This is a genomic window from Pseudomonas sp. 24 E 13, assembly GCF_900004715.1.
Classification (GTDB): Bacteria; Pseudomonadota; Gammaproteobacteria; order Pseudomonadales; family Pseudomonadaceae; genus Aquipseudomonas; species Aquipseudomonas orientalis_A.
In genome coordinates, this window is the sequence record NZ_CVTO01000136.1 from 145,230 (window position 1) to 164,459 (window position 19,230).

17 protein-coding genes are annotated in these 19,230 nt (G+C 61.2%); 6 read left to right on the forward strand and 11 right to left on the reverse strand.

Annotation, left to right across the window (positions count from 1 at the left end; translation table 11 throughout):
- Positions 1-22 precede the first annotated feature (22 nt).
- The 3 genes from radA to katB all read right to left on the reverse strand — a co-directional run bounded on the left by radA (position 23) and on the right by katB (position 3,654).
- Positions 23-1,390 (reverse strand): DNA repair protein RadA, encoded by a 1,368-nt coding sequence (gene radA / locus BFP90_RS18055; protein ID WP_032884669.1) that lies wholly within the window; start codon positions 1,388-1,390, stop codon positions 23-25.
- 35 nt (positions 1,391-1,425) lie between these two features.
- A complete protein-coding gene (locus BFP90_RS18060) occupies positions 1,426-1,974 on the reverse strand; it encodes an ankyrin repeat domain-containing protein (RefSeq protein WP_065895216.1) in 549 nt (182 codons plus the stop codon).
- A gap of 138 nt (positions 1,975-2,112) precedes the next feature.
- Positions 2,113-3,654: a catalase KatB gene (katB, locus tag BFP90_RS18065; RefSeq protein ID WP_065895215.1), complete on the reverse strand. Its 1,542-nt coding sequence runs from the start codon at positions 3,652-3,654 to the stop codon at positions 2,113-2,115.
- Between the two features lie 287 nt (positions 3,655-3,941).
- Between katB and mscL the strand changes: the two genes are divergently transcribed.
- The gene (mscL, locus tag BFP90_RS18070) at positions 3,942-4,358 is read left to right on the forward strand and encodes a large-conductance mechanosensitive channel protein MscL (protein ID WP_065886910.1); all 417 of its coding nucleotides are present in this window, start codon (positions 3,942-3,944) and stop codon (positions 4,356-4,358) included.
- Between the two features lie 41 nt (positions 4,359-4,399).
- Here the strand turns inward: mscL and BFP90_RS18075 are convergent, their stop codons facing one another.
- Complete coding sequence (locus BFP90_RS18075) at positions 4,400-5,176, reverse strand: ferredoxin--NADP reductase (protein ID WP_065897630.1); 777 nt, start codon at positions 5,174-5,176, stop codon at positions 4,400-4,402.
- Between the two features lie 425 nt (positions 5,177-5,601).
- Here BFP90_RS18075 and BFP90_RS18080 point away from each other — a divergent pair, with 425 nt between their 5' ends.
- Positions 5,602-6,312 carry a helix-turn-helix transcriptional regulator gene (locus BFP90_RS18080; protein WP_065897631.1) on the forward strand — a complete coding sequence of 237 codons (711 nt, stop codon included), beginning with the start codon at positions 5,602-5,604 and terminating at the stop codon, positions 6,310-6,312.
- A 142-nt stretch (positions 6,313-6,454) separates the two neighbouring features.
- Positions 6,455-7,579, forward strand: a complete 1,125-nt coding sequence (locus BFP90_RS18085) for a methyltransferase (protein ID WP_065897632.1) — start codon at positions 6,455-6,457, stop codon at positions 7,577-7,579.
- 68 nt (positions 7,580-7,647) lie between these two features.
- On the opposite strand, the gene BFP90_RS18090 is transcribed toward BFP90_RS18085, so the two are convergent.
- The 3 genes from BFP90_RS18090 to BFP90_RS18100 are packed head-to-tail and all read right to left on the reverse strand — an operon-like array spanning position 7,648 to position 10,276.
- Positions 7,648-7,815, reverse strand: a complete 168-nt coding sequence (locus BFP90_RS18090; RefSeq protein WP_065886906.1) for a DUF2474 domain-containing protein — start codon at positions 7,813-7,815, stop codon at positions 7,648-7,650.
- A gap of 12 nt (positions 7,816-7,827) precedes the next feature.
- The gene (cydB, locus tag BFP90_RS18095) at positions 7,828-8,835 is read right to left on the reverse strand and encodes a cytochrome d ubiquinol oxidase subunit II (protein WP_065886905.1); all 1,008 of its coding nucleotides are present in this window, start codon (positions 8,833-8,835) and stop codon (positions 7,828-7,830) included.
- A gap of 1 nt (position 8,836) precedes the next feature.
- Positions 8,837-10,276, reverse strand: coding sequence for a cytochrome ubiquinol oxidase subunit I (locus BFP90_RS18100; protein ID WP_065897633.1), 1,440 nt, complete (start codon positions 10,274-10,276; stop codon positions 8,837-8,839).
- A 319-nt stretch (positions 10,277-10,595) separates the two neighbouring features.
- On the opposite strand from BFP90_RS18100, the gene BFP90_RS18105 reads away from it, so the two are divergent.
- Positions 10,596-11,846, forward strand: a complete 1,251-nt coding sequence (locus tag BFP90_RS18105; protein ID WP_065897634.1) for an MFS transporter — start codon at positions 10,596-10,598, stop codon at positions 11,844-11,846.
- A gap of 514 nt (positions 11,847-12,360) precedes the next feature.
- Here the strand turns inward: BFP90_RS18105 and BFP90_RS18110 are convergent.
- The 4 genes from BFP90_RS18110 to BFP90_RS18125 form a co-directional block, all read right to left on the reverse strand.
- Complete coding sequence (locus BFP90_RS18110) at positions 12,361-14,544, reverse strand: xanthine dehydrogenase family protein molybdopterin-binding subunit (protein WP_065897635.1); 2,184 nt, start codon at positions 14,542-14,544, stop codon at positions 12,361-12,363.
- A complete protein-coding gene (locus BFP90_RS18115) occupies positions 14,541-15,530 on the reverse strand; it encodes an FAD binding domain-containing protein (RefSeq protein WP_065897636.1) in 990 nt (329 codons plus the stop codon). Before BFP90_RS18115 ends, BFP90_RS18110 begins: the two co-directional genes overlap by 4 nt.
- Positions 15,527-16,051: a (2Fe-2S)-binding protein gene (locus tag BFP90_RS18120; RefSeq protein ID WP_065886900.1), complete on the reverse strand. Its 525-nt coding sequence runs from the start codon at positions 16,049-16,051 to the stop codon at positions 15,527-15,529. The genes BFP90_RS18115 and BFP90_RS18120 overlap by 4 nt, the downstream gene beginning before the upstream one ends.
- 96 nt (positions 16,052-16,147) lie before the next feature.
- A complete protein-coding gene (locus BFP90_RS18125) occupies positions 16,148-16,594 on the reverse strand; it encodes a DUF4879 domain-containing protein (RefSeq protein WP_065897651.1) in 447 nt (148 codons plus the stop codon).
- 188 nt (positions 16,595-16,782) lie between these two features.
- On the opposite strand from BFP90_RS18125, the gene BFP90_RS18130 reads away from it, so the two are divergent.
- Complete coding sequence (locus BFP90_RS18130) at positions 16,783-18,078, forward strand: NCS2 family permease (protein ID WP_034117796.1); 1,296 nt, start codon at positions 16,783-16,785, stop codon at positions 18,076-18,078.
- A complete protein-coding gene (trmA, locus tag BFP90_RS18135) occupies positions 18,075-19,154 on the forward strand; it encodes a tRNA (uridine(54)-C5)-methyltransferase TrmA (RefSeq protein WP_065895206.1) in 1,080 nt (359 codons plus the stop codon). The genes BFP90_RS18130 and trmA overlap by 4 nt, the downstream gene beginning before the upstream one ends.
- Positions 19,155-19,230: the final 76 nt, after the last annotated feature.

A 19,230-nucleotide genomic window follows, 5' to 3' on the forward strand; every position in this document is an offset into this window, starting at 1 on the left:
ATGGGTTTTGCGGTGTTGGTGATTACTCGAACAGCGCATCCAGCGCCTGTTCCAGGCGCGTGACCCCAATCACCTGCAACCCTGGCGGCATTTCCTTCGGCGCATTGCCCTTGGGCACGATCGCCCGCTTGAAGCCATGCTTGGCCGCCTCTTTCAAGCGCTCCTGGCCACTGGGCACCGGGCGCACTTCGCCCGACAAACCCACCTCGCCAAACACCAGCAAGTCATGGGGCAACGGCCGGTTGCGCAAGCTGGACATCACCGCCGCCATCAACGCCAGGTCGGACGCGGTCTCCAGCACCTTGACCCCGCCCACCACGTTGAGGAAGACGTCCTGATCGTGAGTCGGAATGCCGCCATGGCGGTGCAATACCGCCAACAGCATGGCCAGGCGGTTCTGGTCCAGGCCGAGGGTGACCCGGCGCGGGTTGGCCAGATGGCTGTCATCCACCAGCGCCTGGACTTCCACCAGCATCGGCCGGGTGCCTTCCCACGTCGCCATCACCACGCTGCCTGGGACTTCTTCCTGGGCGCGGGTAAGAAAGATCGCCGACGGATTGGAGACTTCTTTCAGCCCGCGGTCGGTCATGGCAAATACACCCAACTCGTTCACCGCGCCAAAACGGTTCTTCACCGCCCGCAGCAACCGCAGGCGGCCATCGGATTCACCTTCGAAATACAGCACGGTATCCACCATGTGTTCCAGCACTCGCGGCCCGGCCAGCGCGCCTTCCTTGGTCACGTGGCCGACCAGGAAGATCGCCGTGCCGCTCTGCTTGGCATAGCGCACCAACAGCGCCGCGCTTTCACGCACCTGGGATACGCCGCCGGGCGCCGATTGCAATTGCTCGGTGAAAATCGTCTGAATCGAGTCGATCACCATGACCTTGGGCTTTTCGATGCGCGCCGTGGCGATGATGCTTTCGATGCAGGTTTCGGTCATGACCCGCAGTTGGTCCTGGGGCAGGCCCAGACGACGGGCGCGCATGGCCACTTGTTGCTGGGACTCTTCCCCGGTGACGTACAGCGCCGGCATGCGGCTGGCGATGCTGCACAGGGTTTGCAGCAGGATCGTGGATTTACCGATACCCGGGTCACCGCCGATCAGCACCACGGAGCCGTCCACCAGGCCACCGCCCAATACCCGGTCCAGCTCGCCGGAGGCCGTGGAGAAACGCGGGATCTCTTCGACGCTGACTTCGGCCAGGGTCTTGATCTGCGCTTGTTGCCCGGTCCAGCCGGCGCGGCCGGTGGGCGCTGCGGCGCCACCGCTTTCAATCATGGTTTCAGTCAGGGTGTTCCACGCACCGCACTCGCCGCACTGGCCCGCCCATTTGGGAAAGGTCGCGCCGCACTCGGTGCAGCCGTACATGCGCTTGGCCTTTGCCATTGAAGAACCTCCAACCGAAAAACCGCGATGATAGCTCAGCGCGGCGCCGGGGTCCGGATTTCACCGCTGGCCAAGCGTGAAGCGCTGTTGCCGATGGGGTCTTCGGCGTTCAGGTCGGCGCCTTTGGCCTTCAATTCGCTTAACAATTCCACGCGTTTAAATAGCCCGGCGTACATGGCGGCCGTCTGCCCCGCGCCGTTGCGTTGGTCGGGGTTGCAGTCGGTGGCCAGCAAGCGCTGGGCGATTTGCAGTTCGCCTTTGAAAATCGCGCCCATCAGCGCGGTGTTGCCGCGCTTGTCCTGCACGCAGGCGTCGGCGCCGGCGGCCAACAGGCGCTCAACGTAGGCGCTTTGGCCGTGATAGGCGGCGAGGATCAAGGCGGTGTAGCCCTTGTCGTCCTGAGTATTCAGGGCATAGCCCGACTCAATGAAAGTGTTGAGCATGTCGAGGTCGCCACGGCGGGCGGCGTCGAAATAATAATCCTGAAGCTGCGCCTTGAGCGCACCAGGGTCATTGGAGGGGGGTTGTTCGGCCAGCACACTGAACGAACAGCAGGCCAGCAGTGCCCATATGAACGTACGCATGATCAAGATCCTTGAGAAAGATCCCCTTGCAGGAGCGCGCTTGCTCGCGAAAAACGTCAACGATAACGCGTGCATCCTGGATAAATGCGTTGCCTTTGAGTTCTTCGCGAGCAAGCTCGCTCCTACAGGAGGGCGTGGTTAGTCAGTCAGTTTGTCAGCCAGTGCTTTCACACGCGCCAAGTCACCCTTGGCCACCTTGGCCACACCGGTGCCGTATTCCGGGTCGGCCTTGTAGAGGAACGACAGGATGATGTGCTTGCTTTCATCATCGGTGGTCGCCAGCGAGCCGCCGAAGTTGTCGATCAGGTCCTGACGCTCTTTCTTGCTGTAGGAGCGATACAAGTCGCCGGCCTGCTTGAAGTTCTGCTCACGCTGAATCTTCGCCTGCTGGGTGCTGCCCGACAGCGGCGACTGGCTGTAGCGCGCAGCCTGCGGCTCTTCCCGTGGCAACAAGCGGCTTGGCTGGTAGTTCACGCCGGTGGTGGTCTTGCCGAAGTTCAGCGCGCCGTCCTGGTTGCCGTTGTTGACGGTGACCCGTGGGGCGTTGATCGGCAGTTGCAGGGCATTGGCGCCCAATCGGTACATTTGCGTGTCGGCGTAGGAGAACACCCGACCTTGCAGCAGGCGGTCTTCCGACGGTTCGATACCCGGCACCAGGTTGGCCGGGGCCATCGCCACTTGTTCGGTCTCCTGGAAAACATTGCCCGGGTTGCGGTTGAGCACCATTTGCCCGACTTTGCGCTCCGGCACATTCGGCCAGATCTTGGTGGCGTCCAGTGGGTCGAAATCGAACTTGGCCAGGTCTTCAGGTTTCAACACCTGCACATACAGGTCCCACTTGGGGAAGTCGCCCTTGTTGATATGGGTGACCAGGTCATTGGTCATATGGCTGTAGTCACGCCCTTGCACTTCGGTGACTTGCTTGGGGTCAAGGTTCTTGATGCCTTGCAGGCTCTTCCAGTGAAACTTGACGTAGTGCACTTCACCCTTGGCGTTGATCAACTTGTAGGCATGTACGCCGTTGCCGTCCATCTCCCGGTAACTGGCCGGTGTGCCGGAGTCCGAGTACAACTCGGTCAGTGTGCGTGTGGACTCGGGAACATGGGAGAAGAAGTCGAAACGACGCGAGTCATCGTCCAGGTTAGTGCGCGGGTCCGGTTTGAACGCGTGGACCATGTCCGGGAACTTGATGGCATCGCGAATGAAGAACGTCGGGAAGTTATTACCGACCAGATCCCAGTTGCCTTCGGCGGTATAGAACTTGGTGGCGAAGCCCCGTGGGTCGCGCAGGGTTTCCGGGGAATGGTTTCCGTGGACCACGGCCGAGAAGCGCACGAATACCGGCGTAGCTTCACCGGCGGCAAATACCTTGGCCTTGGTCAGGTCGCTGAGGTTGTCGGTCACGGTGAAGGTGCCATGGGCGCCCGTGCCACGGGCATGCACCACGCGCTCGGGGATACGTTCGCGGTCGAAGCGCTGCAGCTTCTGAATCAATTGAACGTCCTGCAGCAGCACGGGGCCATTGGCGCCGGCCGTCTGCGAGTTCTGGTTATCGCCAACGGCGGCGCCGTTGTCACGGGTCAGGTTGGCGGCTTGCACGGAGAGGGTCAGCAGGCTGGCGGTCACCAACGCCAAGGCTTGGCGTGCCGACACGGGCCTGCGATTGATTGAATGGTTCATCAAGGTTTCCTCTGGTTTTTTTAGTGCACATTCAGTTGTGCTTGCCAGAGGCTAGTGACCTGCGGGTCAGAAGATAAATAGAAAAACCCCACAGGCCCGATTGAGAAAAAAATGTGGTAACCCGCTGAAATTAGCCGTATTCCGCGCGCGATTGGTGGCACTTTGCAAACTAATTGCGTTTTAATGTGTCGATAAAAACCAACAGTGTTAAAGGTTGTGTCGCGCGAGCCCGCTACGACTGACTTACACTGACCTCCACCCTTCTCATCTGTAACAAGGAATAACTTATGGGCGTGATCAGTGAGTTCAAGGCCTTCGCGGTCAAAGGTAATGTGGTCGACATGGCCGTCGGTATTATCATCGGCGCCGCGTTCGGCAAAATTGTTTCCTCGTTTGTAGGCGACGTGGTAATGCCGCCCCTCGGCCTGTTGATCGGTGGCGTGGACTTCGGCGACCTGGCAATCACGCTTAAAGCCGCGCAAGGCGATGCACCCGCCGTGGTGCTGGCATACGGCAAGTTCATCCAGAGCGTGGTCGACTTTTTGATCGTCGCCTTCGCCATCTTCATGGGTGTAAAGGCGATCAACCGCCTCAAGCGCGAAGAGGCCGTAGCCCCGAGCCTGCCGCCGACGCCGACCAAGCAAGAGGTGCTGTTGGGCGAGATTCGCGACCTGCTCAAGGCACAGAACGACAAACCGCTCTGACCGGCAGATGCAAAAAGGCGCCTCGTGAGGCGCCTTTTTTTTTACCAGTAGTTTTCCACCGCCACCTGGCCCGGGCGTCGGCTCAGGCTCAGTTGCATGTCGCGCTGCTTGAGCAACTGGCGCGTGTCATCGACCATCTGCGGGTTGCCGCAAATCAGCACGCGGGAGTGTTGCGCCGTTAACTCGATGCCGGCCGCGCGCTCCAGCTCCCCGTTCTCGATCAAGGTAGTGATACGCCCGTTCAATGCGCCCGGATGCCGCTCGCGGGTGACGATAGGGATGTAGATCAGCTTGTGGGCGTATTCGGCCAGGTATTCGCGCTCGCCCAGGTCCTTGATCAGCGTCTGGTAGGCCAGCTCCCTGGCCTCGCGTGCGCTGTACACCAGAACGATACGTTCAAATTTCTCCCACACCTCGAAATCCTGCAGGATCGACAGGAACGGTGCCACCCCGGTGCCGGTGCCCAGCAGCCACAGATCACGCCCGTCTACAAAGCGGTTCAGCGTCAGAAAGCCGGTGGCCTGGCGCTCCACCAGCACGCTATCGCCGACTTTCAGGCGGCTCAACTCACTGGTGAACTCGCCGCCTGGAACCACGATGGAAAAGAAATCGAGGTATTCGTCAAACGGTGACGACACGATGGAATAGGCGCGCCACACGGTACTGCCATCCGCCTTGGTGACGCCCAGACGCACGAATTGGCCGGCGGTAAAGCGAAAACCGGCATCACGCGTGGTGCGCAGGGTGAAAAGGCTGGGAGTCAGCGATTGCACATCGAGCAAGGTCTGGCGGGTAAATTTCTCAGCACTGGCCGTCATGGGGGGCTCCGTTTTGCACAGGGCCGTAGTGTCTCTCAAAGCGCGCCGCGCAAACACCGCTGATTGGTAATGGCATTACAGTCAACCGAGTCGGCGGCCTGTCAGGCAGGTAACAATCGGTGACAAATAGCGTCCCAACACCGAACTAAACATTTCGCTATGAATACGCCCGCAATATGCAACAACACGAAGGCGAACGCACCGATAGCGTCACTTTGACATCATCCGTAACTGATTGAAAAACTGCGCTCTCTTCCATAAGTCCGACTAAAGCCCAGTCCTTGTCCACTCTGTTACAGCCTGACCGAAGGCAGTCAAGGAGTTTTTTTCTGCCCCACAAGTAAGACTTATCCTACACTTTCCATTCAAGTCGCATTGGGATGAGGACGTACCCAAGTCACACGAAAACCTATGGAGAGCAATCGATGGTCAAATGGCGCAATACACGGCTGCCCAAGCTTGAAGGCGAGAGCGAAATCACCAGCGTGTTTGAAATGGTCGTCAATCACACGTATGAATTAGGATTCCAACATTGCTCATTTACGATGAGTTCTCAAGCCCCAAGCAACCAAACAGACCCCATACATCTTGATAACCATCCCAGTGAATGGAGAAATATTTACAAACGAGCGCATTTCTTCGAAATAGACCCTGTTGTATCCCACTGCAAGAACAGTGTCCTGCCCATCGTCTGGGACGCGAAAACGTTTAGCAGTACCCCCCAGTTGTGGGAGTTGGCCCAGTCGTTTGGGGTGCACTTGGGCTGGAGTCAGGCGGTCCATGATTTCCAGGGTGTGTTCAGCATGCTCACGCTGACGCGTGGCAAAGGCGAGATCAGCCCCGAAGAGCTTTACGAAAAAGCCGGGCAGGTGTTGTGGCTCTGCCATGCGATGCATGCAGTGGTTGCAAAAAAATACGCCGACAAAGCCCATATCAACACGCCCAGCAAGTTGACCGCACGGGAGACGGAGGTCCTCAAGTGGTCCGCCATGGGCAAGACCGCTTCCGAGATTGCGGCCATTCTCTGCCTGTCCGAGCGTACAGTGGGCTTTCATATCAGCAGTACCTTCAAGAAGCTTGGCGTGCACAATAAGATCCAGGCCGTGCTCAGTGCCTCTAAAGCAGGACTGTTTTGACCCAAACAAGAAACACCGCATGTCATCGCGTTGAAAAAAAAGTAACATTTGCGGCCCATTCTGAGTGTTGATTCAGTCCTTTCACAGGTTGCCTCGCCGTTCACTCAGACGGTTCCGTCGATTACCCAGAGCCTCCCCCGCCATGCCCCTGCTTGACAGCCCCTTCGCCCAGCTCGATTTGATCCGTCAGCCCGAGCAACACAATGATCCGCTGCAAGCCTTCGATGCCGCCGACGAATACCTGCTCAGCCACCTCGCCGGCCAGCAACTCCCTGCGGCAACCCGTGTGCTGGTACTCAATGACAGCTTCGGCGCCCTCGCGGCCAGCCTTGCAGGCCATGTGCAGGTGACCTCCAGCGGGGACTCGTTCCTCGCCGCCCAAGGCCTGGGAAAAAACCTGGCGCGCAACGGTAAAGCCTTTGATGCGGTAACGTTCGTACCGGCCAGCCAAGTGCCGGTCGGGCCATTCGATCGGGTGTTGCTCCGTGTGCCCAAGACCCTGGCGCTGCTGGAAGAACAGTTGATCCGGTTGCACGGGCAACTGGCACCGGGCGCCGAAGTGATCGCCGGGGCCATGGTCAAACACTTGCCGCGCGCCGCCGGCGAACTGCTGGAGCGTTATATCGGACCGATGCATGCCACGCTCGCGGTAAAAAAGGCCCGGCTGCTGATCGCCACCGTCGCGCAACGCCCCGCGCCCGTATCGCCCTACCCTACCCGCTACTCGCTGGATACCCCGGCCATCGAACTGCTCAACCATGCCAACGTGTTCTGCCGCGAAGGCCTGGACATCGGCACACGCGCGTTCCTGCCGCACCTGCCGAACAACCTGGGCGGCGCCCGCGTGGCCGACCTTGGCTGCGGCAACGGCGTATTGGCAATCGCCAGCGCGCTGCAAAATCCCGACGCGCACTACACCCTGGTGGACGAGTCCTTCATGGCGGTGCAGTCAGCCGCCGAAAACTGGCAGGCCGCGCTGGGCGGGCGTGATGTCATCGTGCGCGCCGACGACGGCCTGGCCGGCCAGGCCCCGCAGTCGTTGGACGTGGTGCTGTGCAACCCGCCTTTCCACCAGCAGCAGGTGGTGGGCGACTTCCTCGCCTGGCGCATGTTCCAGCAGGCGCGGGAGGCGGTGGTGGTGGGTGGCGCGCTGTATATCGTCGGTAACCGTCACCTGGGTTATCACAGCAAATTGGCGCGCCTGTTCCGTGGCGTCGAACAAGTGGCAGCCACGCCCAAGTTCGTCATTCTCAAGGCGCGCAAATAAAAAAACCCTGCCCTTCCGGTAAGAAGAGCAGGGCTGAAAAACCGGGCCGCAAAGCCCGGATCGGGATGTCAGTGGGTGGTCAGCCCGGCCGCGTTCATGAACATGCGCATCAGGCTGGCGACGATAAACAAGGCCAGCACACTGCCGGTCCAGATCATCGCCAGCCATCCAAGGCGCCGCCACAGCGGCTGTTTCTCGGCCTGTTCGATATCGTGCAACGAAGGTTTGCCCGCCATGCTGCGACCCTCCTAGTGATAACCGTCTTCATGGGTGACCTTGCCGCGGAACACGTAGTAGCTCCAGAAGGTGTAGCCCAGGATGAACGGAATGATGAACAAGGTGCCCACCAGCATGAAGCCCTGGCTTTGCGGCGGCGCGGCGGCGTCCCAGATCGAGACTGACGGTGGAATGATGTTCGGCCACAGGCTGATCCCCAGGCCGCTGTAACCCAGAAAGATCAATACCAGCGTCAGCAGGAAGGGCGTGTAGTGCGCCCGGCGTGCCACGGCGCGGAACAACCCGTACATCGTCACCAGCACCAGCAGCGGCACGGGCAGGAACCAGAACAGGTTCGGCAGGGTGAACCAGCGCGAGGCGATTTCGGCGTGGGTCAGCGGCGTCCAGAGGCTGACGATACCGATCACCGCCAACACCACGAAGGCCAGCGGGCGCGCCAGGTTGTGCATCTGTTCCTGCAACTTGCCTTCGGTCTTCATGATCAGCCAGGTGCAGCCGAGCAAGGCATACGCCACGATCAACGCCACGCCGCAGAACATCGTGAACGGGGTCAGCCAGTCCAGCGAGCCGCCGGCGAACTGGCGATTCACCACCGGAATGCCATCGATAAACGCTCCCAGCGCCACGCCCTGGAAGAACGTGGCCGTCAGCGAGCCGCCGATAAACGCCTTGTCCCACAGGTGGCGCTTGTGGTCCTTGGCCTTGAAGCGGAACTCGAAGGCCACGCCACGAAAGATCAGCCCGATCAACATCAGGATCAGCGGCAGGTACAACGCCGACAACACCACCGAGTAGGCCAGCGGAAACGCACCGAACAAGCCCGCGCCGCCCAATACCAGCCAGGTTTCGTTACCGTCCCACACGGGCGCCACGGTGTTCATCATGACGTCGCGGTCGGTCTTGCCCTTCACGAACGGAAACAGGATGCCGATGCCCAGGTCGAAGCCGTCCATCACCACGTACATCATGATGCCGAAGATGATGATCACGGCCCAGATCAGCGGAAGATCAATGCCCATCTCAATGCCCCTTGTGCTGGATGTCGTCGTGGTCGTTATCGGTGCCATCATCGGCAGCGGACAACGGACGCGCCGGGGTACGTTTCTGGCCAGGTCCACCCTGGGTCGGCTCGGTGACCTGGTAAACCACAGGCCCTTTGCGCACCAGTCGCATCATGTAACCCAGGCCCGCGCCGAACAGCGCGAAGTACACCACCACGAACAGCACCAGGGTGATGGTCATCTGCGCCAGGCTATGCCCGGAAGAGGCATCCGCCGTGCGCATCAGCCCGTAGACCACCCACGGCTGGCGGCCGATTTCGGTGGTGAACCAGCCGGCGAGAATCGCGATCAACCCTGAAGGGCCCATCCACAACGCCAGGTACAGGAACGGCTTGGACGTGTACATCTTGTCGCCGCGGCGCAGCCACAGGCTGAACAGCCCCGTGAAGATCATCAGGAAACCCAGGCCGACCATGACCCGGAACGACCAGAACACCACGGTCGAATTAGGCCGGTCTTCAGGCGGGAAGTCCTTGAGCGCCGGCACCTGTTTATCCAGCGAGTGAGTCAGGATCAGGCTGCCCAGGTAAGGAATTTCTACCGCGTACTTGGTCTTTTCCGCCTTCATGTCCGGCCAGCCGAACAGGATCAGCGGCGTGGGTTCATTGCCGATGTTTTCCCAGTGACCTTCAATCGCGGCGATTTTGGCCGGTTGGTGCTTCAGGGTATTGAGGCCGTGGAAGTCGCCGATCACCGCCTGGATCGGCGCGACGATCAAGGCCATCCACATTGCCATCGAGAGCATCTTGCGGATCGCCGGGTTGTCCTTGCCGCGCAGCAGGTGCCAGGCCGCCGACGAACCGACGAAGAACGCCGTGGCCACGAAGGCAGCGGTGGCCATGTGCGCCAGGCGGTAGGGGAACGAGGGGTTGAAGACCACGGCGAACCAATCGGTGGGGATCACGCGGCCATCGACGATTTCAAAGCCTTGGGGCGTCTGCATCCAGCTGTTGGAGGAGAGAATCCAGAACGTCGAAATCAGCGTACCGATCGCCACCATCACGGTGGAGAAGAAGTGCAGGTTGCGCCCCACCTTGTTCCAGCCAAACAGCATCACACCCAGGAAACCGGCTTCGAGGAAGAAGGCGGTGAGCACTTCGTACGTCAGCAGCGGCCCGGTAACGGCGCCGGCGAAATCCGAAAAGCGGCTCCAGTTGGTGCCGAACTGGTAAGCCATGACCAGGCCCGAAACCACGCCCATGCCGAAGTTGACGGCAAAGATCTTCGACCAGAAATGGTAGAGGTCACGGTAGGTGTCATTGCGGGTCTTGAGCCACAAGCCCTCCAGCACCGCAAGGTAACTGGCCAGGCCGATGGTGATCGCCGGGAACAGGATGTGAAACGAGATGGTGAACGCAAATTGAATTCGGGCGAGATCTAGCGCCTCCAAACCGAACATAAGTCTTCCTCTGTCAGGTAATACCGGCTGCGGGCTCGGAGCCTGCACCCACTGCCCCTACGGATATGGAGTGTGGCGAATTTCAATTCGTTTCTTTTTTTACCCGTCACGCAGGGAGTCTGGCCTTTCGGCCGCCAGAACAATCCCCTGGCAGGTTTTGATCTGGATCAAGCATCGTTGAAAGAGTAGTCCCATTTGCGCTGTCCGGTTGTGTGGTCTTTTGCCGCGTGACAGCTTGCCTCACCCGAGTTATTGCAACTCTTTGTTACAACATAATGCTAATCTCGATGTTCCCTTCGGCCCCCGACCTGTACGCCCAATGCCTAGCGAACCTGCGTTGCTGTTACGTCACCACCGCCCTTTTATCGCGTTCTGGCTGGCGCGGATCTTTACCGCCAGCGGCTTCCAGATGCTGACCGTGGCCATCGGCTGGAACCTCTACCAACTGACCGGCAATGTGCTGGACCTGGGATTGGTCGGCCTGGTGGAGTTCGTGCCGCGTGTGCTGTTCATGCTGCACACCGGGCACGTGGCCGATCGCTATGAGCGACGCAAGGTCGCTGCCATCTGCCAGACCGTCCAGGCGCTGATTGCCCTGTCCCTGGCCATCGGCGGGCTGACCGGCAACGTGACCCGCGAGATGATCTTCATTCTGGCTTTCCTGCTGGGCGCCGCCCGTTCATTCGAAATGCCCACCACCCAGGCAATGCTGCCCAGTATCGTACCCAGCGCACTGTTCCCCCGGGCCGTGGCGTCGTCGCAATCGGCCCAGCAATTGGCGACCATCGTCGCCCCGGCCCTCGGCGGCTTGCTCTACGCGTTCGGCAGCGTGTGGGTGTACGGCCCGACCGTGGTGCTGTACCTGATCGCCTGCGGGCTGACCCTGAACCTCCCCGCCCGCCAGACGCCGCTGAACAAAGGCAAGGCCACCCTCGACTCGTTGCTGGCCGGGATTCGCTTTATCCGCAGCCGGCCGGACATCCTCGGCGCCATCTCCCTGGACCTGTTCGCCGTACTGCTGGGCGGCGCCACCGCCCTATTGCCGGTGTTCGCCAAGGACATCCTGTTGACCGGCCCCTGGGGCCTGGGCCTGCTGCGCTCGGCACCGGCGGTGGGGGCGCTGCTGATGTCACTGTGGCTGGCACGCTTTTCGGTGGACCGCAAAGTGGGACGCGTAATGTTCACCGCCGTCGGCGTGTTCGGCGTGGCGACCATCGCGTTCGGCCTGTCGACCTCGTTCTGGTTCTCCCTGGCCGTACTGGTGGTCCTCGGCGCGGCGGACATGATCAGCATGGTGATCCGGGCTTCATTCGTGCAACTGGAAACGCCGGATGAAATGCGCGGCCGAGTGAGCGCAGTCAACGGCTTGTTTATCGGCGCATCCAATCAACTGGGTGAGTTCGAATCGGGCATCACCGCGCACTGGTTCGGCACTGTGCCCGCCGTCGTCATGGGCGGCGTGGGTACACTGGTGGTGACCGGAGTGTGGATCAAACTGTTCCCGACCCTGGCCAACCGCGACCGTATGCATGTTCCGGTGGAAGAAACGGCCTTGAAAACCACCGCCTGACCCGCGTTGACAATAAGGTCAAATGTGGCAGGGGGCTTGCCCCCGATAGCCATAGGTATCTACACAACTCAGCAGCGCCCAACCGTAACCACGATGCGAAGCGAGTCGCTCTTGACCTTGATCTTGATCTGCTTTTGATCTCAGGCGCCCCGTTAAACCACGCTGGCCGAACGCAGGCTTGAATCCGTGGGTAACCCGGCAGGACGCCGGGTTAGCCGCACTGGGCCAAGGATGGCCCATTGCGGCGGCCCACGGATTCAAGCCGGAGAGAGGGCACACCGAGCCTAAGCGAGGTGCCGAGTGGTGGGGCAAGAGCGTTTTGCTTACTTTTGCGCTTTTCAAAAGTGAGCCGCCGTAAGGGCGGAACCCATAGCAGCCGTGACCACAGAAACGGATATGTACTCGTTCCAATCCAAAGTCCCGGTCGGCCCAGAGGCCGCCATCGGGGGCAAGCCCCCTCCCACATTTGGACAGTGGCGCATCAGTAAAATAGCTATGGGCTGCCCGCTGCCTTTTAGAGCACCTTGTCCAAGGTAATCGGAAACTCCCGAACCCGTTTCCCAGTAGCGTGATAGATGGCATTCGCCACCGCCGCCGCCACCCCGACAATACCGATCTCCCCCACACCCTTGGACCCCAGGGCATTGACGATCTCGTCATGCTCTTCGACAAACAGCACATCAATCTCGCCAATATCGGCATTCACCGGGATATGGTACTCGGCCAGACTGTGGTTCATGGAGCGCCCCAGTTCATGATCAACCTGAGTCTCTTCATGCAGCGCCATGCCAATCCCCCACACCACGCCACCAAGGATCTGGCTGCGCGCCATTTTCGGATTAACCACGCGCCCGGCCGCAATCGCACTGACCACGCGGCTGACCTTGATGGTGCCAAGGTCCTCGTCCACGCGAACTTCGACAAACACCGCCGAATGGGTGGCACTGGCATAGCCCTCGCGCTTCTTGTCAGGCTCGCTGTCGATCTGCACCTCCAGCGCGTCCTCACCGCTGTCCTTGACCAACTGAGCCAGCGACACACTCACATCGCCAGTATGCAACTGCCCCTCTTCGAATCGCACGGACTCGGCGTCCTTGAACACCGGGTAGACCTGCCGCGCGGTTTCCAACAGTTTCGCATTGAGCGCTTCACAGGCCTGCTGCACGGCGGTACCAACGGACGACACGGTAAACGAGCCGCCCTGCAAGGGCGCCGTGGGCAAGGACGAATCACCCAGCAGGAAGCTGATATTGTCCATCGCCACGCCGCTGGCCTGGGCCGCGATCTGGGTCATCACGGTGTAGGTGCCGGTACCGATATCGGTGGTGGCGCTGCTGACAGTGAGTTTGCCGTCGCTGTCGATGCGCGCCTTGGCACTGGCTTTCATCTGCATGGCTTCCCACACCCCGCCGGCCATGCCCCAGCCGATCAACTGGCGGCCGTCGCGCATACTGCGCGGTTCGGGGTTGCGCTGGCTCCAGCCGAAACGCTCGGCGCCTTCGCTGTAACATTCGCGCAGGGCTTTGCTCGACCAGGGTTTGTCCTCGTTCTGGTTACGCTCGGCGTAGTTGATCAGGCGCAGCTGCACCGGGTCGATGGCCAGGGCACAGGCCAGTTCGTCCATGGCGCATTCCAGGCCGATCACACCCAGGGCCGCGCCTGGAGCACGCATGTCCAGCGGGGTGAATACGTCCAGCGGTACCAACTTGTAGGTCAACTGCACGTTATCGCAGTGATAAAGCATGCCGCTCCATTCCACCACGTGTTCGCTGAAATCCTCGAAGCGCGAGGTCTGGCCGATCGCGGTATGCCCCAGCGCCAGCAGGCGCCCGTTGGCGGCGGCGCCCATTTGCAAGCGCTGCAAGGTGCGCGGGCGGTAGCCGAAGGTGAACATCTGTTGCCGGGTCAGGGTGACGCGTACCGAGCGCTTCAATGCCAGCGATGCCATGACCGCCAGCGGCAATTGGTACTGCGGGCGCAGGCCTGAACCAAAGGCACCGCCGACAAACGCGGCAAAGATGCGCACCTGGCTTTTATCCAGGCCAAACACTTTCTGCACATAGGCCTGGCAATTCTGCGGCCCCTGGGTCTTGTCGTGGATATGCAGCGTGCCGTCCGGCTGGTACAGCACGGTGCTGGCATGGGGTTCCATCGGGTTATGGTGTTCGATGGGCGTGCTGTAGTGCAGATCGAGGCTGATGGCGGCGCCGGCCCATTCGGCCTGGAAATTGCCACGCGGGCCGGGCGGGGTCTGCGGCGAAGGATGGGCCGATTCCTGCTGGGTGATCAGGTCCGTTTCGAAGTCTTCGGGCGCGTATTCAATCTCCACCAGCGAGCCGGCATGCCGCGCAAGCTCCAGGTTATCGGCGATCACCAACGCCAGCGGCTGTCCGCTGTAGAGCACGCGGTCGTTGTACAGCGGGCGAAACGGTGAGCCGTCGGCGGCATCCGCATCGGCGAAGGCATCGTCGTAGCTGGCGATCCTGGGGCGATTGAGGTGATCAATCACTTGCACCACGCCCGGCAGCGCGAGGGCCCTGGAGGCATCGATCCGGATGACCCGGCCTTTGGCGATGGTGCTCGATACCACACTGCCATGCAGCAGGCCGTCCTCGGGAAATTCACCGGCGTAGCGCGCCTGGCCGGTGACTTTGAGCAGACCGTCGACACGGTCCAGGGGTTTGCCGATGGCACTCATGGCTGTTCTCCCGCGACCGCAGCGTCGCTCAGTGCTCGAATGATTGCGCGGCGCGCCAGCTTGATCTTGAAACCGTTGTGTTGCAGCGGCTCGGCATCTTGCAGCAGGGCATCGGCGGCGTTACTGAAGGTTTCGCGGCTGACGGGGCGGCCGATCAGCGAGGCTTCCACCGCACGGTCACGCCAGGGTTTGTGGGCCACACCGCCAAGGGCCAGGCGGGCGTCGATGATCTCGTCGCCGTCCAACTCCAGGGCAGCGGCAACCGACACCAGTGCAAACGCGTAGGACGCGCGGTCGCGGATCTTCAGGTAGTGACTGTGGCGAGCCAGGTTATCGGCGGGCAATTCCACGGCGGTGATCAGTTCGTCATCGGCCAATTGGTTGTCCCGTTGCGGCGCATCACCCGGCAGGCGGTGGAAGTCGGCAAACTCGATAACCCGCGCCCCGCCGCGCCCTTGCACATGCACCCGCGCCTCCAGCGCTGCCAGGGCCACGCACATGTCCGAGGGGTGCGTGGCGACGCATTGCGCGCTGGCGCCAAGGATCGCGTGGATGCGATTCAAGCCGGTGCGCGCCGGGCAGCCGCTGCCGGGCTCACGCTTGTTGCACGGCACCGTGGCGTCATAGAAATAGTAGCAACGGGTGCGTTGCAGCAAGTTGCCACCGGTACTGGCCATGTTGCGCAGTTGCGGTGAGGCCCCGGCAAGGATGGCCTGGGACAGCAACGGGTAACGCTGCTCGATCAGCGGGTGCCAGGCCAGGTCGGCATTGCTCACCAGCGCGCCAATGAGCAGGCCGCCCTCGGCGGTTTCTTCGATGGCGCGCAGCGGCAATCCGGTGATATCAATCAAGTGTTCGGGGCGGCTGATGTTCTCTTTCATCAGGTCCAGCAGGTTGGTGCCGCCGGCAATGAAGCGCGACGCCGCACTGCTCAGGTGCACCGCCTCGTGTACATCGGCCGGTTTGCTGTACTGGAAGGGATTCATTGCTCACCTCCGCGGTTGCGGCACGCCGGCAGCGCGTCTTCGATGGCGTCGCGGATATTGCTGTAGGCACCGCAGCGGCACAGGTTGCCGCTCATCAATTCCTGGATCTGCGCAGTGTCGTGGGCGCGGCCTTCGTTGGCCAGGCCGACCGCCGAGCAGATCTGGCCGGGGGTGCAGTAGCCGCACTGGAAGGCATCGTGCTTGATAAAGGCTTGCTGCATCGGATGCAATTGGTCGCCGTCGGCCAGGCCTTCGATGGTGGTCAGCTCGGCGCCGTCGCACATCACGGCCAGGGTCAGGCAGGCGTTTACGCGTTTGCCGTCACGCAACACGGTGCAGGCACCGCATTGGCCGTGATCACAGCCCTTTTTGCTGCCAACCAGGTCCAGTTGTTCGCGCAGCAGGTCCAGCAAGGTGGTCCAGGGCAGCACACTCAATTGGCGATCCTGGCCATTCAAGGTCAAGCGTATCGGGTGGGCAACGTACGGCTGGGCCGCCGCGCCATTGGGGGTCGCGCTCATAAACACCTCACGGGTTGGTGTACATCCGCGGCGTTCAGGAAAATCGCCGTCTCAGGGGTACGACTTCCCGGGGTTTTGAGCGTTCAAGATGATTGATCAGTGGATATTGAGTGTTGCGGTCAACGTATTTTGCGGCGGGTTGATCGACGAATTGCTGTAGATGAAGTCCCCCGGGCCCTCGACATTCAGGTCGAACACATAGATATAGCCCATCAGCGTGCCCGCGCCATTGCACGCCTGGCTGATGTTGCCGACCTGGCACACCGCCGTGCGCTGGCCATTGAGCACCGCACCGTTGAAGCGCCCGACCGGGTTGTTACCCAGGCCCACTTCCATCACCGACACCTGGGTTGCCCCGCGATGTGTACACATCTGAGTAACGGTGACGCGCTCCGGGATGGTTTCCGTGCAAGTGGGCGACTCGACCTTGAACACCCGCACCTCGCTCAAAGCCGGTGCAGTCGCGCCCCACGCCGGTGCTGCGCCCAACCACAGGCTGATACTGGCGATCAGCGCTAGACTCCACACGTTGGCTTTTTTCATGCTGTCGATGACCCACTGTTGAACGTCGCTGCAGTATGCCTCAAGGCCATGCGCCACACAGCCTCGGCTGCTGGTATGATGCGCCGCTTTTTCCGATCCTCTCTGAAGCCACAGGCGCTTGGCGCAGTTTGTGCTTTGACTTAGAGGTCAACAAATCACGACGCAAGATAGCGTCACAGGGAGCCGGCATGCTGGAAAAGCTGTTTCAACTCAAAGCCCACAACACCAATGTGCGCACCGAGATTCTCGCGGGTATCACCACATTCCTGGCGATGGCCTACATCCTGTTCGTCAACCCGAGCATCCTCGGCGAAACCGGCATGGACAAAGGTGCAGTGTTTGTCGCGACCTGCCTGGCGGCGGCCATCGGTTCCACCGTGATGGGCCTGATCGCCAACTACCCGATTGCGCTGGCACCGGGCATGGGCCTCAACGCCTTCTTTACCTATACCGTGGTGCTGCACATGGGCCACACCTGGCAGGTTGCGCTGGGGGCGGTATTCATTTCGGCGGTGCTGTTCTTCCTGCTGTCGATCTTCCGTATCCGTGAGTGGATCATCAACAGCATTCCCCTGCCCCTGCGCTCGGCGATTGCTGCCGGTATCGGCCTGTTCCTGGCGCTGATCGCCCTGCACAACGCCGGTATCGTGGTCGCCAATCCGGCCACGCTGGTGGGCCTGGGCGATCTGAAACAACCGGCGCCGATCCTGGCGACCCTGGGCTTCGTGCTGATCGTCGCGCTGGAAGCCCTGGCAGTGCGCGGTGCCGTGTTGATCGGCATCCTGGCGGTGACCATTGTCTCGATCCTGCTGGGCGTCACCCCGTTCGGCGGCGTGACCTCCATGCCACCGTCACTGGCCCCGACCTTCCTGCAGCTGGACATCAAGGGCGCGCTGGATATCGGCCTGGTCAGCGTGATCTTTGCGTTCCTGTTCGTCGACCTGTTCGACAACTCCGGCACCCTGATCGGCGTCGCCAAGCGCGCCGGCCTGATGGGCAAGGACGGTCATATGCCGAAAATGGGCCGTGCGCTGATCGCCGACAGTACGGCGGCCATGGCCGGCTCGCTGCTGGGCACCTCGACCACCACCAGCTACATCGAATCCGCCGCCGGCGTGAGCGCCGGTGGCCGTACCGGCTTGACCGCCATCGTGGTCGCGATCCTGTTCCTGCTGGCGCTGTTCTTCTCGCCTCTGGCGGCCAGCGTACCGGCCTTCGCCACCGCGCCGGCGCTGCTGTTCGTGGCGGTGTTGATGACGTCCGGCCTGGCCGAAATCGACTGGGATGACATTACCGTGGCAGCGCCGGTGGTGATCACCGCCCTGGCGATGCCGTTCACTTACTCCATCGCCAACGGCATCGCCTTCGGTTTCATCGCCTGGACCGCCATCAAGCTGCTTTCGGGCCGCTACCGTGAGCTGAACCCGGCACTGGTGATTCTGTCGATCCTGTTCGTGATCAAGCTGGGCTGGTTCAACGCATGACTTTCGACGCCGCACACTACACCGCTCAACTGCAAGACAAGGTCACGCGTCTGCGTGACCTGCTGGCACCCTTCGACGCGCCCGAACCGCAGGTCTTCGACTCGCCGCTGCAGAACTTCCGCCTGCGCGCCGAGTTCCGCCTGTGGCGCGAAGGCGGGGATCGCCACTACGCCATGTTCGCCCAGGACGACAAGCGCACGCCGATCCTCATTGAAGAATTTCCCATTGCCAGCCAGCGCATCAATCAATTGATGCCGCAGCTCAAGGCCGCCTGGCAAGCCAGCGCCGCCCTGAGCCACAAGCTGTTCCAGGTGGAGTTCCTGACCACCCTGGCCGGCGACGCGATGATCACCCTGTGCTATCACCGCCCGCTGGACGAACACTGGCACGCCGCCGCCAACCAGTTGGCGGCCGAGCTGGACGTGAGCATCATTGGTCGCTCCAAGGGCAAGCGCGATGTCATCGGCCGCGACTACGTGGTGGAAAAACTCGAGGTCGGCGGCCGCACGTTCAGCTACCGCCAACCCGAAGGCGCCTTCACCCAGCCCAACGGCACGGTGAACCGCAAGATGCTCAACTGGGCGTACGACGCCCTGGGCGATCGCCCGGACGACTTGCTGGAGCTGTACTGCGGGAACGGCAATTTCACCCTGCCGCTGGCAACCCGCGTGCGCAAGGTGCTGGCCACCGAAATCAGCAAGACGTCGGTCAATGCGGCCCTGAGCAACCTCGATGAAAATGCCGTGGATAACGTCACCCTGGTGCGCCTTTCCGCCGAAGAACTTACCGAGGCGCTGAATGAAGTTCGACCGTTCCGCCGCCTGCACGGCATCGACCTGAAAAGCTACGAATTCGGCAGCGTATTCGTCGACCCGCCCCGCGCCGGCATGGACCCGGACACCTGCGAACTGACCCGACGTTTCGACAACATCCTGTATATCTCCTGCAACCCGGAGACCCTGGCGGCGAACATTGCGCAACTGCATGACACCCATCGCATTACTCAATGCGCGATGTTTGACCAGTTCCCGTGGACGCATCATATGGAATCGGGTGTGTTGCTGACCCGGCGGTAATCTGCGGGGTATGAGTATCGCCAGTTAAGGCTTTTGCAGGAGCGAGCTTGCGCGCGAAAAACGTCAACGATAACGC